The sequence below is a fragment of the Dorea phocaeensis genome, assembly GCF_900240315.1.
GTDB classification, from domain to species: Bacteria; Bacillota; Clostridia; order Lachnospirales; family Lachnospiraceae; genus Dorea_B; species Dorea_B phocaeensis.
Genome location: NZ_OEPZ01000005.1, coordinates 59,237 through 73,610, shown reverse-complemented (window position 1 = coordinate 73,610; position 14,374 = coordinate 59,237). Strand labels below are relative to the sequence as shown.

The window sequence follows — 14,374 nt, the reverse complement described above, 5'->3', positions numbered from 1 at the left end:
TCATCTATATGAAAATCATTGTATTAGCAGGCGGGCTCAGCCCCGAAAGAGACGTATCCTTAATTTCCGGAGCCGGTATCTGCAGAACCTTACGGGAACGGGGTCATCAGGCATTTCTGCTGGATGTATTCTTTGGTCTTCCCTATGATCCCGACCGCCTAGAAGAAGTTTTTAGCCTACCGGATTCCGGTCTTTCTATTGCTGAAGGAATCAAGACAACCACACCGGATCTCGCCGCGTTAAAGGCAGCCCGACCGGATCAGTCAGACTGCTACTTAGGACCGAACGTCATAGAACTTTGCCGCATGGCGGACATTACTTTCATGGCGCTTCACGGATCCGTAGGAGAGAACGGTAAGCTTCAGGCAACCTTCGATATTCTGGGAATCAAGTATACCGGGCCAAATTCTCTGGGCTGTTCCTTGTCTATGAACAAGCTGGTTGCCAAGCAGGTTTTTAAAATGTCAAGAGTTCCAACACCAAGAGGAACTTCTCTGACTGCCGCAACCAAGGATACCCCGCTTAGCGAGCTGGGTTATTACCTGCCGCTTGTGATCAAGCCATGCTCCGGCGGTTCCAGTATCGGCGTTTACATCGTTCATACTGAGGAAGAATACACCGAGGCAATCCGCCGTTCCTTTGAAGAGGATCAGCAGGATGAGGTTGTCATTGAACCGTATTTAAAAGGACGGGAATATGCTTGTGGACTCATTGCCGGAAAGGCGCTTCCACTGGTGGAAATCATTCCCAAAGACGGCATTTTTAACTATGAAAATAAATACCAGACCGGAGGCGCTACGGAACTTTGCCCTCCGCAGTCATTAGATATAAAGGCACAGAAAAAAATGCAAAAAGCCGCTGAAAAAGCGTTCGCCGCACTCCGCATGGATGTGTATTCCCGCGCCGACTTTATCGTCGATGAAAGCGATGGGAAATTCTACTGTCTGGAGATGAACGGACTGCCGGGTATGACTCCTGCAAGTCTTCTTCCAAAGGCAGCAAAAGCAATTGGTATTGAATACGGGGATCTGTGTGAGATCATTATCGACCAATCTTTTAAGGCTCGTTACACACATACCCCGGGCCGCACACTTGAAGGAGGAAAATCATGAAAAACCTTACATTAAGAAATATTACCACCGCCTGCCAGGGCACCTATCACGGAGACGAAGCTCTTCTTGACCGAGAAGTCTCCGATGTTGTAATTGACAGCCGTAAAGTAGAAAAGGATGCCCTCTTTGTTGCTATCGACGGAGAGCGCTTCAACGCACATCAATTTATCCCGGATACGATCGAGAAAGGCGCTCTTTGCGTCGTTTCCCATGAAGATCTAGGAGAAACAGATTTCCCATATATTCTGGTGGAATCCACTGGGCAGGCGCTTCTTGACATTGCCAAACTTTACCGGGATTCCTTTGATATCAAAGTGGTTGGAATCACCGGAAGCGTCGGAAAAACCAGCACAAAGGAAATGATCGCTTCTGTCGTATCACAGAAGTACCGTGTACATAAAAATCAGGGGAACTTAAATAATGAATGGGGACTTCCTCTTACCATCTTCGGCATGGATGAATCTCATCAGGTTGCCGTATTAGAAATGGGCGTCAACCATTTTGGTGAAATGCGCAGACTCTCTTCTGTCGCAAGCCCTGACATCTGTGTCATCACCAATATCGGCATCGCACATCTGGAGTTCTTCAAAACCAGAGAAGGAATTCTTCAGGAGAAATCCCAGATGATCCAGGATATGAAAGCCGGCGGCAGCATCCTGTTAAACGGAGACGATGACCTTCTCTCCCAGATGGGACCGGTCAAGGGTGTTACCCCTTCCTTCTTCGGTCTTGGAGAAAATTGCGCATTCCGTGCCAAGAACATCAAAACCATGGGACTTGCAGGAACTTCCTGCACCATCTTCCTGCCGGATGGAAGCTCTTTTGACTGCGTCATCCCGCTTCCGGGGGCACATATGGTTTCCAACGCACTGGCCGGAGCAGCCGTTGGATTCTCTCTTGGTCTAACGCCTGAAGAAATCAAGGCTGGTATCGAAAATCTTCCGTCTATGCCGGGACGCAACAATATTATCAAAACTGACCGGATCATCATTCTGGACGATTGCTACAACGCAAACCCAATTTCTATGAAGGCGGCTATCGATGTTCTTGATATGGCCGTCGGACGCAAGGTTGCCATTCTTGGAAACATGGGTGAACTGGGAGATAATGCACAAGAGCTTCACCGGGAAGTCGGCGAATATGCAGCCGCTCATAACATCGACCTTGTCTGCGGAATCAGCGGCTTTGCCAAGGATCTTGCAGAAGCAGCAGGAAAAGGCGCTTCTACCAAAGCTCTTTGGTTTGAGACAAAAGCAGATTTTCTCGCTGCCATGAACGACATCATCAAGGATGGCGACAACGTGTTAGTAAAGGCTTCTCATGGCGTAGCATTATCTGAAGTCGTAGAAGAACTGGCAAAATTCTAATTCGGCATGAGGAGGCACTTATATGGATTATCAGATTCTTACACTGGATCTTGATGGTACCCTTACCAATTCAAAAAAAGAAATCACCAAACCAACGCTGGACGCTCTGATCGAGATCCAGGAAGACGGCAAAAAAGTAGTGCTTGCAAGCGGACGCCCAACACAGGGCGTCCTTCCACTTGCGAAACAACTTCAGCTGGAAAAATACGGAAGTTACATTCTCTCTTTTAACGGAGGACGGATCACCGACTGTCGCACCGGGAATATCATTTATAACAAAACACTTCCCGATGACTGCAAAGCACCTCTCTATGAGATCGTATCTCGTTACAAAGATCGCGGCATTGATATCATTGCCTATGCGCAAGATACCCTGATCTCCGGGATCTGCCCAAATCAGTACACGAAGCTTGAATCCCGGATCAATCATACACCGATCGTCACTTCCGAAGATTTTCTATCGGACGTTACCGGACCACAGAATAAATTCCTGGTAACCGGAGATCCTGAAGTAATTGAAGAGATAGGAGAGGTCGTGAACCGTCACTTCCGCACCTATCTCTATGCATACTGCTCCGATCCGTTTTTCCTGGAGATTATGCCGCCTGGTATCGACAAAGCCCATTCTCTTTTGAAGCTTCTAACGAGCATCGGGCTTTCCGCCGATCAGATGATCTGCTGTGGAGACGGGTATAACGATCTGACGATGATTGAGACAGCAGGACTTGGCGTTGCCATGGCAAATGCGCAGCCGGCAGTATTAGAAAAGGCGGACTATATCACGAAGTCAAATGATGAAGACGGGGTTCTTCATGTGATCAATGAATTTATGAGGTAAATGCTTATGGAGAAACAAATTATCCGAAATACAAAATCGCACTTTTCGCAGCTGGGACTGATGTTCTTCCTGGGCACACTGATTATCGTAAGCGTCCAGACCGGAGTATCTGTAATGGTCAGCATTCTGTTCCCTGATATTTTGGGAAATGCAGATCTGTCCCTGATCGTCGGCACCGGATCCATGTATCTGATCGGCATGCCGCTTCTGGTACTGCTGGTGCGAATGGTTCCCGCTGTTCCGATTCCGCGAAAGAGCATGAAGGTTCCTCAGCTTTTATCTGCTTTTTGTATCTCTTACGCACTGATGTATTTCTCGAACCTGATAGGACAATTTATGACGACCTTCATTGGGTTCTTAAAGGGAGACAGCATCGCTAATCCGATTCAGGACATCGTAACAGAACTACACCTGGGAACTGCTATTTTGTTTACCGTGATCTGTGCTCCGATTATTGAAGAATTCATTTTCCGGAAATTAATTATCGACCGTACTTCCGTAAAATACGGCGAACTGTCAGGAATCCTGCTGTCCGCCTTCTTCTTCGCACTGTTCCACGGCAACTTAAACCAGTTCGTATACGCCTTTACCCTGGGACTTCTATTTGGCTTTGTTTACGCCAAAACCGGAATGCTCAGGTACAGTGTTCTTCTTCATATGGGAATTAATTTCATGGGAAGCGTCCCCGGACTTTTGATGCTTAGATCCGACGTATTTCAGGCAATCGAGCAGTCGGCTTCTGATTCTGCGGCATTGATTGATATCATCGTCACACATCCCTTCCAGATGATTCTTATTGGAATCTACATGGCTCTGGTGATGGGGCTTGTGATCGGAGGAATCGTCTTGTTCATCTTAAGCTTTAAGAAGTTCCGCTGCCGTCCCGGAATCATCGCACTGCCCAAAGATAAGTTGTTACTGGCAATGCTTTTCAATGTGGGGACAATTCTGTACATCGGATTCTGGGCAATTCAAATTATCCTGCAGTTATTTGCCTGATTGCACACAAAGGAGATGTGATCTGTTATGAAAAAAGATTTTTACTATCCCTCTTCTGATGGGATTACGACAATTCATGGAATCGAATGGATTCCCCAAAAAGATGTCCACGCTGTTCTTCAGATCAGCCACGGTATGGTAGAATTTATTGACCGATACGATCGTTTTGCCAGCCTCTTAAATGCGCATGGCATCTATGTCGTTGGAAACGATCATTTAGGGCACGGCGAGTCTGTTACGTGTGAGGATCGACACGGATACTTTGCCCACCCAAACGGAAATGAATGTGTCATCAAAGACATTGACCGTCTTCGGAAAATAACAGAGAAGAAATATCCAGGACTTCCTTATTTTATGCTTGGCCACAGTATGGGTTCCTTCCTGATCCGCCAGTATATGATGTTGCACGGCGAAGGACTTCAGGGCGTCATCGTCATGGGAACCGGAACACAGCCCGCTGTAAAACTCTTTTTTGCCAAGCTGACCTGCCACATTCTGGCGCTGTTCAAAGGATGGAATTATCGAAGCAAATTCGTTGACAATATGGCATTTGCTTCTTATAACAAACGATTTGAACCAGCCCGTACTCCGCAGGACTGGCTTACGAAGGACGAGGCAATTGTCGATGCCTACCGTGCACATCCATTCTGTACCTTTATCTTTACACTAAACGGGTACTATCAGATGTCTCGCGGTATCTCTTATGTACATAAACCAAAAAACATCCAGAAAATTCCTTCGGCACTTCCGATTTTGCTGGTGTCCGGAGCCGATGATCCGGTTGGTGATTTTGGCAAGGGGATCCAGAAGGCTTACGATGCATTCTGCCAAAACGGAATCAAAGATGTGCAAGTGAAACTCTACGAAAATGACCGCCATGAGATTTTGAATGAGACGGATTATATGACAGTCTATGAAGATATTTGGACGTGGATAAAGGGGAAGCTTTCCTAAGCTTCCCCTTTCTTCGCGCTTTATACCATTCTCTTTTTCGCTCTTTCCTTCGCTCTTTATACCACTTTCCGGTGCACTCTCCTACGCACAAAGTAAAAACAGATCACCTGCATGATAATCGTCAGAATCCAGGATGCCGGATAAGAGATAAACAGTACATCCAGAGAACGATGCGCCGGGAATATCCATCCAATCCATACAATCCGAAGTCCGACCGTACCGATCACAGAGATAATCATTGGCACCAGCGAATATCCCATTCCCCGCATGGATCCTGGGAACAGATCCATCAGTCCACACAGAAAATAGGTTACCGTCGTATACAGGAGGATCTCCATTCCGCACTGAATCACCTCTGCATCTGAGGTGTAGATTCCAAGAAGCTGATGACCAAATACATACGCGCCCCCTCCTAATACCAGCATCACCCCTGTCGTAAGGATCATGCAATCCACAAGCACCCGATCCATCCGTTTCCATTTTCCTACTCCGTAGTTCTGACTGGTAAAACTCATACATGCCTGAGAAACGGAATTTGCGGATGCATACAGGAATCCAAAAATATTGTTCGCCGCCGTATAGCCCGCCATTGCCACTGACCCAAAAGAGTTCACTGAGGATTGAAGAAGAACATTGGAAAAATTAATTACCATACTCTGAATCCCCGCCGGAATTCCAATCTGAAAAATCTGCTTCAAATGGGTCTTCTGAATCTTCAATTTGGACACTCTCAGCTGATAACTCCCTTCCGCACGCCACAGACACCAAAGCACCAGCGCACTGGACACCAGCTGGGAAATCACGGTTCCAATCGCGACTCCAGCCACACCGAGATGGAATACAATCACAAGAAGAAGATTCAAACATACATTGATCCCTCCTGCGATAATCAGGAACAAAAGCGGCCGCTTCGTATCTCCAATCGCCCGTAAAATGGCTGCTCCATAATTATAAAGCATGAAAAATGGCATTCCCATAAAATAAATCTTCATATAAAGCGCCGATAACTCAATGACGTCTCCCGGCGTCCCCATCAAAACCAACGCTCCCCTGGAACAAAAAAACCCCACAAACACCATCAAAATTCCACTGACCAAGGCAAATGTAACCGCTGTATGTACAACTTCCGACATTTCCTTCTCCTTTTTTGCCGCATAGAACCGAGCGGCAAGCACGTTGGCGCCTAGAGAAATTCCAATGAAAAGATTTACGAACACGTTAATCAAAGCCGTGGTGGATCCTACTGCCGCCAGCGCCTGTCTTCCTGTGAACCTCCCCACCACAACGATATCCACTGCATTAAACAGAAGCTGAAGAATTCCCGACAACATCAGAGGCAGGGAAAAAGAGATCAGCTTATCCATAATGGAACCGTTGCACATATCAATTTCGTATTTATTTTTCTTTACTGCTGCATTCACTTTTATCATCCCTCTTCCATTCTTTCCTGTTATCATTGTATACTCTGCACCGCAGTTTCGCAAATCATTTTCTTCCCGAACGGGAAAACACCCCAGACAGGGATCATTTCCTGTCTGGGGTGTCTTTCTTATGATATACCTTCGCTTCTAAGCTTTCGGTATTATCTTCCCACTCTTCTTCTCTTCCATGCCATGAGAAGCAGGGCTGCTGCCATCAGAAGTCCAACTGCCGGAAGAACCATATTTGCCTGGTCTCCTGTCTTAGCAGCTGCATCTGTCTTGTTTGCAGTCTGGCTGCCAGATGGTTTCTGTGGCTTGTTTGGCTTCTGCGGATTCTCTGGATCCGTTGTCTGCTTCTTCTCTACCGTCACTTCAAATTCAGCTGTCTTTCCGCCGTAAGTGATGGTGATCGTCTGCTTGCCAACTTTGTTAGCATCGTATCCGCTTACCGTATATCCGCCTTCTCCATATGGAATTTCTTTGGTTGTTCCATCACTGTATACTGCTGTTACAACAAGGCCTGTTAAGTCAAGCTTTTCACCCTGCTGATACTTCGTCTTCGCATCTCCTCCGAGAACGATCTTATCCAGTGTTGGAAGCTGCTGTTCTGCCTCTTTCACGGTTACTGTAAATTCAGCAGATACTCCTTCATAGGTTACGGTCACGGTCTGCTCTCCAACTGCATTTGCATCGTATCCGCTTACCGTGTATCCACCTTCTCCATATGGGATCTCTGTTCTGGTTCCATCGCTGTATACTGCTGTTACAACAAGGCCTGTTAAGTCAAGCTGTTCGCCCTGAACATATTCAACCTTTGTCGGTCCTGCAAGCTCAAGACTTTCCAGCGTCGGTGCCGGCTGTTCTGCCGCTGTTACGGTTACGGTATAATCTGCGCTGACAGATACGTCTCCGCTTGTTGCGGTCACTGTGATAACTGCCGTACCTTCTTTCAGACCGTTCAGTTTTACAGTCGCTGCGTCTGCACCTTCTGCGATCTCAACTGCATCGCCTTCTTTGATGCTCCATGCGTAGGCTGGATTTTCCATTCCTGAAGCTTCTGCTGTCAGAGAAAGGCTCTCGCCAACTTTCACTTCCTGTTCTCCGCTGATGGTTACTTCCGCGCCGGCTGCTTCGCCAACTGCGTTCGTCCAAATCAGCATCTGTGTACAGGAGTTCTGTCCCTGTACGCCGTCGTCACCGCGGTTATTCCATGCATAGTATGGAATTGCCTGCAGTTTCGCATCTTTCATGGTTCCGCCGTCATTGTACTGTACGTCACCATTGATCTCTACAACACCGTTCAGAAGATCTTTATTGTATGTAGCGGTCAGTTTCGCATCTCTTGGAATTACAAGATTTAATGGTTTGAAGTTTGCAATTCCTTCATTCAGCTGTTTATTTCCTGCTGTCTCCATACAGTATACGACAGGTCCTCTCTCTAATGCGATTCTTCCTGCGTTTGTTGTGACATTCGGATCTGCCTCTGTCATTCTGATTTCCATTGGCATGTCAATCTTAACAACGTCGCCGGCTTTCCATGTACGGGTAATTGCAACATATCCATTTTCTGCTTCTGCTTTTACTGCTTCGCCGTTCACTTCGATCTTAACATCTTTGTTTTTCTGTTCCTGTGTCCAGCCTGGGATACGAATATTCATCGTGAATTTCTTATCTTTTGCCGGATCAACGGTCATCTTCACAGCGCCGTCCCATGGGTACTCTGTCTTCTGAGTCAGTTCTACGTTCGTTCCGTCTACGTTAATGTTTCCGTCACTTCCAATATACAGGTTCACGAACAGATCATCTCCGTGTACGGTATACATGTACTCACTTAATTTTGCAATGGTACGCATTAAGTTCGGAGGACAGCATGCACATGCAAACCAGTCAGAGCGTCCCTGTCTGTTGCCGACTTCCAATCTTGTGTCATAGTAGAACTTATCTCCGCTTAAGTTGGTTCCAACCAGGATCGCATTGTAAAGTGTTCTCTCTACTACGTCTGCATACTTCGCATCCTCATGGATCAGATTCATTCTCTGGTTCCAGTTTGCAAGTGCGATAGATGCACAGATCTCACAATAAGAATCGTTGTTTGGAAGTTCATAGTCGCCACCAAAGTCTTCTCCATGGCTTCTAACTCCAATACCACCTGTGATATAGGTCTTTCTGTTCTTTACAGAATCCCAGATATTATCCATGGTATTCAGGTAAGCATCTCTATCAGCATCGCCTTCCGGAAGAAGTGTTGCAATGTCAGTAACACCAGCGTAGAAATAGCATGCACGTACAGCATGTCCCACACCATTTACCTCTTCCTTAATTGGTGTTGCATCCTGAGAATATTCTCCTCCACGGTAACCACTTTCACGTAAGCCGCTTGCTTCACCTCTTCGGTCAATCAGCGTCTTTACTGTATCAATATACTTCTGACCAGTTCCTTCACCCTCATATTCTTCTACCAGTTTTGCAAACTTCACAAGGGCGAGTTCCACCTCTTCATGTCCCGGAACCTCGTGACGAGTTCCTTCTGGTCCAAAGAGAGATACGATTTCATCTGCAAAACGTTTTCCAACTACATAAAGACTGTAGTCAGGATCGCCGATACCTTCTCTGTAACGGGTATATGCAACAACCGACTCAAAGAAGTGACCTGCATTATACATCTCATGGTTGGAGAAATCTCTCCATCTGTGTGTTCCGGCAGAACTTCCGCCAGCGTGTGCGGTACTTCTTAACGTAAAGTGGGTATCAATATATCCATCTGCGTACTGCACCTGCTCAATCAGAGAAATCCACTCTGCCAGTTTCTTTTCCAGCACTTCTTTCTGTGCTACCATTTCCGGATCATCGTCATTCTGAATTACAGACAATGTATAGGAAATCGCTTCAATACTCTTGTAAATATCAGAATCCTGGAATACGAATCCCTGGAACTCGTCATAAGGCTCACCATTTAACTTCTTGATCGCATTCTTGAAGTTTGGCTCTCCACCGGATGGCTGCTCAATCTGAGCAATTGCCTTGTTTAGAGAATTTACTGCATTTACTTTCTGTTTTGGATTCCAGAAATTATCGTTAAGCTGTACATTCTCAAAGGTAACGGTATTGTTTGCAACCGGTGTAACAACCGGCTCGTTAACGGTAACCTTTGCAACCGCATCGAATTCCTCTCCGCCAGCAGTTACTTTACCTTTTACCTCAAATGTCTTTCCAACCTGATCTTTTGCATATAATTTCTTATCTACTTTTTCCCATTCAACCGGGACTAATTTAGAATTAAATTCTTCTGCGAAGTTATGGCCTGTTGGTCCGAAATACTCTGGTGTCGGATCGTCGAATGCAATTCCGTTAGCGACTACCATCTTCGGAAGAATCGGAGCTGTGCCTGCTTCTGTAGCTGTCACATATTCGTCGATGCTCTCAATTCCGTCAACCTTGATATCCATGCTTGCAGTTCTTTTCACTGTCTTGTCATTTTCTTTACGAGAGAGTGTCAGATTCAGCTTTCCATATCCACTTTCGTTTGCTTTGATCGTAACTTCTTTCTTATTATCTGCACCTTCGATGGACATAAATTCGCTGCCCTCTGCCAGTTCCCACTTATAGCTCATTCCTTCTAATCCGGTCGGAAGGCTCTCTGCTGTAAATACGCCCTTCTCACCCTTCATAATGCGGTCTTTACCGGTAATCTGTGCGGAAACCATTTCATTCCACTCTGCGGTCATCTCTTCACCAAAGACTTCCCATTCACCGATACCGATACCATTTGATCCGGATCCGTTACGGTCAATATTCATTCGAATCTGAGTCGTCTTCACTGATTCATCAAACGTCACCTGATTCCAGTAACGGTTGTTTCCATTTAAGTGATTTCCCGGCTGGTTGGAAGCCTGATCTGCACTTCCGTATTTCACACCAACAGAAGAAACATTTGCTCCCGTCTCATCTGTCATAGCCGTAATCTTCTTCCAGGAGCCGGTCTCATGGTCGTAATATTCTACCTCACAGCTCTTCGGGAATGTAACGTTACCGTTCGCCTGAAGGTTACCATTATCTGCCCACCACATAACTCTCATGCCATTTAATTCATAAGGAGCGTCCCAGGTAAGCGCTACGGTCGTTGGGTAGGTGTTGCTGCCCCAGGTATTCCAAGAGGATCCTGCACCGTCAGCTAATCCGCCATTGTTTACATTGGTTACAGGTGTGTTCTGTGCATTTGCGGAAGCTGCTGCATTTGGAGCCACATTTTCTCCCAATGTAACGGCTGCCTTTGTTCCATACACTTCGATCTCACCGATTCCAACGCCTTCAGAAGCGCTCTTACTTCCAACCAGCAGACGAAGCTTATTCGTCTTTACATTCTCGTTTAAAGAAACGCCGTTCCAGTAACGATTGTTCTCACCTGTATAGTCAGCTTCATTCTCGCCCGGCTTGCCTTCGTTTCCGAACTTCACGCCAACAGACTTTACATTTGCTCCCGTCTCATCCACCATATCTGTCACATCAGCCCAGTCTTTAGAACGGGTATTGTAATACTGTAATTTACAGTCGGATGGGAACTTAACAGCACCATTGTCAGACCACCACATCACTCTCATACTGGAGACATTATATTCAGCTTCTCCCCAGTCCAGGTTGACCTTCACCGGATACTCCTCTTTAGAAGCCCCTGCACTGTTCCATGTTGTGTTCTGATCGTTTCCTGCTAATTTGCCATCTACCGTTACGGATGCTGCTGTCTCTGCCAGATCCTTGTTCGTGTAAGAAGCAGTCACCTTAGACTCTGGAGCTACATTGGTACCTGATGCAATTGTTTCATATCCAAATACTTCCCACTCACTGATACCAACACCGTTGCTGCCGCTTCCGTTACGTTCAATCTTCATCTGAAGTTCTTTTGTCGTAATCGGCTCTGCAAATTTTACATAGTTCCAATACTTGTTGTTTCCGTTGATTCCGTTGTTGGAGCTGGAATCATACACAACGCCCACTTCATCAGAAGGGTCGCCTTTTTCATTCACCATTCCGGTGATTCTCTGCGGATTTCCCTCCGCGTCTACATAGTGTACTTCACATCTCTTCGGGAATGTTACGTTTGCACTTGACTGAAGTTCAGCATTGTCTGCCCACCAGATCACACGCATTCCTGTGATTACCTGCTCTGCATTCCAGGTAAGAGATGTAGTTAATGGGTACGTGTCGTCATTTCCGCCCCAGCTGTTCCAGCTGGTATAAGGGTCTGACGTAGCAAGTTCCCCGTCATTCATGGACGCCGGAGTGATGCTCCACACATTCGTGTAGGATGCATCCGCCGTCGCTTTTGGAGCAATGTTCGTGCCAAGTTCTTCGTCAGAAAGTACTGCGGCTGATTTTGCCCCTGCTTCTTCGCTGTCCTCTGGCGCCGCGCCAACCGGGGTGACTGTCGTCATCGTCAGTATCATCGCAGCGCTCAAGAGTCCTGCCAGAAATCTTCTTTTCATTTCTCCTTCCTCCTCATAGTAAGTTTGTTCTATCATTATACAGCTATATACATCTCTCCTAAAATGGACTTTCTTTCGATAAATGTTGGTTTTTTTATGCAAATAAATATTCAAAAATTGATTTTCTTTCTTATTTTCATAAAATTTCTTTCCAAAGAAATAGCCTGTGCCATTTTTCTGTGATACTATATAGACAGTATCATAAAACATTCTTGGGAGGATAAATTATGAAAAAGAAAGCATTCGCAATGGTTTTAAGTTTTTTAACCGCAATCTGTCTTTTCCCTGCTGTATCTCTCGCTGCTAATTCAGATGTCGCCGAAGTAAACGGAACAAAATACGAAACCCTGAAAAAAGCAGTAGAGAATGCTCCGGATGGAAGCACCGTCACGCTGCTGTCTGACGTTACGGAAGACATCACGTTTGACAAAAATATCACCGTAGACGGAGGCAGCAAGTATACTATTTCTGGTCTTTCTACTGTAAAGGCAGGAACACTCCAGAATCTTACACTTAAGCCAAATGAAACCAATTCTAAGGGAAGCCTTTTATCACTGGGAAATAGCAGTGCAAGCACATCTATCCAACTTGAAAATGTTACGGTTCACTATTCCGTAACGAAAAGAGATGGTGGAAGTGCTGTAACGGCAAGTGGCAATAAAGCAGATATAACAATCAATCGCTGCCACTTCATCAATACGCCAAATAATAACGGCGTCACCATAGAGGCTCCTGAATGGTCCTATGGGCTATATATTAACGGCCAGGATGATACCGGAAGAATCTCCTTTACCAATAGTGAGTTCAATGGAGCATTCCGAACTATGCTTCCGAACGTAAGCGGTAACTTCCTAATCGAAAATTGTAACTTCACAAACAGTGTTTACAGTGTTTCCAATGGACCTACCAGCGGAGCCGGATTAGAAGCTACTACCATTACAACATCCACTGCGGCCAACAACCAGATCGTTGTAAAGAATAATACGTTTGATAACGCCGGATCTATTTATTTACAAACTCAGGCGGACTTCACCGGCAATACCATTAAATATGATAAATTTGAACATTACATTCAAGTAAAAGGAAGCATCGGAACTCCTGTCGATTTCAGGGAAAATACTTTTCAAGCAGGCGCTAATGACCTGATTATTATCGATGTGGCTGCAACTCCAATCCTGCTTCCTGCCGGACAACCCGCTGTAAACTACTGGGTATGGGCAGACACTCCTGGTGATGTTCGCCCAGCCGACTACCGCGATTATAAGTATCGGTATAATGAAGATGGAACTATCACATTTATGCCACAGTCCGATGTCGCTTTGGAGCAGTTCTTCCTTCAGAAAGACAGCGGAAATATTCAGGTAAATACGAACGATACCGTTCTGATCGAAAAGGATCTTAAACTGAAGGATCTTGTGATAGAAGCAGACAAGAAGATTACGTTTGAAATTGCTGAAGGTTCCACCCTAGAAATCACAGGTGATTTGGCAATTCAGGGCAACGTAATGGTAACCGGAGGCGGAAAGCTTATCATTCAAAATCAGGGAACCGTATCTGTCGATCCTGAGGCTTTATTTGAGGTTTCCCTTGATACCCAGTTAGAAAATAACGGTACCATAACCAATCATGGAGAAGTAACAATTCCAGACCATACAACCGGAACCGGTACGCTAGAAGGTTCTGGCAGCGTGGAAAAGCTTCACAACGCCAAACATATCGAAGCAGTCGCACCTACCTGTGACACTGCTGGAAACATCGAATACTGGTACTGTGATTACTGCAACAAACATTATTCAGATCCAGATCTGACTCAAGAAATTTCAAAAGAAAAAACGGTACTAAAAGCTTTGGGACACAAATACAAAGACGGCATCTGTACCGTATGTGGAAAGGCCGATCCAAACACTAAGCCTAACACGCCTCAGACAAATGGCCAAAACAGTGGAACTTCCAATCAGAAACCTGCCAATTCCCGCGTACCTAAAACCGGAGATACCAATCATATTGGCTGGTTACTCACACTGTCACTTGGCTCACTTCTTACGCTCTTGGTTATGAAAAGATATAACAATAAAAAAGCCGATAAATAAAAAGAGGGCAGCGCTTTCTGAATAAGTCAGAAGGTGCTGCCGTTTTCTTTTACTCTCCTTCGGATACTGTTAAATAAAGAATTGCCGCAAGGAATCTTTTCTTGACAGATATA

The 14,374-nt window shown here is 45.7% G+C and carries 8 protein-coding genes; 6 read left to right on the top strand and 2 right to left on the bottom strand.

The annotated features are described in order from the left end of the window. Window positions 1-8 precede the first annotated feature (8 nt). From C0979_RS10405 to C0979_RS10385, 5 genes are read left to right on the top strand one after another with little or no spacing between them, the layout of a single operon-like run. The gene (locus C0979_RS10405; protein ID WP_101695920.1) at window positions 9-1,112 is read left to right on the top strand and encodes a D-alanine--D-alanine ligase family protein; all 1,104 of its coding nucleotides are present in this window, start codon (window positions 9-11) and stop codon (window positions 1,110-1,112) included. Beyond that, on the top strand, window positions 1,109-2,479 hold the full coding sequence (locus C0979_RS10400) for a UDP-N-acetylmuramoyl-tripeptide--D-alanyl-D-alanine ligase (protein ID WP_101695919.1): 1,371 nt from the start codon (window positions 1,109-1,111) through the stop codon (window positions 2,477-2,479). Before C0979_RS10405 ends, C0979_RS10400 begins: the two co-directional genes overlap by 4 nt. Before the next feature lie 22 nt (window positions 2,480-2,501). After that, entirely contained in the window at window positions 2,502-3,317 is an 816-nt protein-coding gene (locus tag C0979_RS10395; RefSeq protein WP_101695918.1) for a Cof-type HAD-IIB family hydrolase, read from the top strand. A 6-nt stretch (window positions 3,318-3,323) separates the two neighbouring features. Continuing rightward, window positions 3,324-4,316 (top strand): CPBP family intramembrane glutamic endopeptidase, encoded by a 993-nt coding sequence (locus tag C0979_RS10390; protein WP_242962691.1) that lies wholly within the window; start codon window positions 3,324-3,326, stop codon window positions 4,314-4,316. 27 nt (window positions 4,317-4,343) lie between these two features. Continuing rightward, on the top strand, window positions 4,344-5,270 hold the full coding sequence (locus C0979_RS10385) for an alpha/beta fold hydrolase (protein WP_101695916.1): 927 nt from the start codon (window positions 4,344-4,346) through the stop codon (window positions 5,268-5,270). A gap of 56 nt (window positions 5,271-5,326) precedes the next feature. Here C0979_RS10385 and C0979_RS10380 read toward each other — a convergent pair whose 3' ends face one another. Both C0979_RS10380 and C0979_RS10375 read right to left on the bottom strand, forming a co-directional pair. Then, window positions 5,327-6,727, bottom strand: a complete 1,401-nt coding sequence (locus C0979_RS10380) for an MATE family efflux transporter (RefSeq protein WP_242962690.1) — start codon at window positions 6,725-6,727, stop codon at window positions 5,327-5,329. A 125-nt stretch (window positions 6,728-6,852) separates the two neighbouring features. After that, window positions 6,853-12,171 (bottom strand): beta-L-arabinofuranosidase domain-containing protein, encoded by a 5,319-nt coding sequence (locus C0979_RS10375; RefSeq protein WP_159459875.1) that lies wholly within the window; start codon window positions 12,169-12,171, stop codon window positions 6,853-6,855. A 227-nt stretch (window positions 12,172-12,398) separates the two neighbouring features. Here C0979_RS10375 and C0979_RS10370 point away from each other — a divergent pair, with 227 nt between their 5' ends. Beyond that, window positions 12,399-14,261, top strand: coding sequence for a right-handed parallel beta-helix repeat-containing protein (locus C0979_RS10370; protein WP_101695914.1), 1,863 nt, complete (start codon window positions 12,399-12,401; stop codon window positions 14,259-14,261). Window positions 14,262-14,374 lie beyond the last annotated feature (113 nt).

What these genes read in the sequence shown, in the direction of transcription:
- C0979_RS10375 (WP_159459875.1), bottom strand. Translation starts at nt 12,171, where the DNA reads ATGAAAAGAAGATTTCTGGCAGGACTCTTGAGCGCTGCGATGATACTG.
- C0979_RS10400 (WP_101695919.1), top strand. Translation starts at nt 1,109, where the DNA reads ATGAAAAACCTTACATTAAGAAATATTACCACCGCCTGCCAGGGCACC.
- C0979_RS10385 (WP_101695916.1), top strand. Translation starts at nt 4,344, where the DNA reads ATGAAAAAAGATTTTTACTATCCCTCTTCTGATGGGATTACGACAATT.
- C0979_RS10405 (WP_101695920.1), top strand. Translation starts at nt 9, where the DNA reads ATGAAAATCATTGTATTAGCAGGCGGGCTCAGCCCCGAAAGAGACGTA.
- C0979_RS10380 (WP_242962690.1), bottom strand. Translation starts at nt 6,727, where the DNA reads ATGATAACAGGAAAGAATGGAAGAGGGATGATAAAAGTGAATGCAGCA.
- C0979_RS10395 (WP_101695918.1), top strand. Translation starts at nt 2,502, where the DNA reads ATGGATTATCAGATTCTTACACTGGATCTTGATGGTACCCTTACCAAT.
- C0979_RS10390 (WP_242962691.1), top strand. Translation starts at nt 3,324, where the DNA reads ATGGAGAAACAAATTATCCGAAATACAAAATCGCACTTTTCGCAGCTG.
- C0979_RS10370 (WP_101695914.1), top strand. Translation starts at nt 12,399, where the DNA reads ATGAAAAAGAAAGCATTCGCAATGGTTTTAAGTTTTTTAACCGCAATC.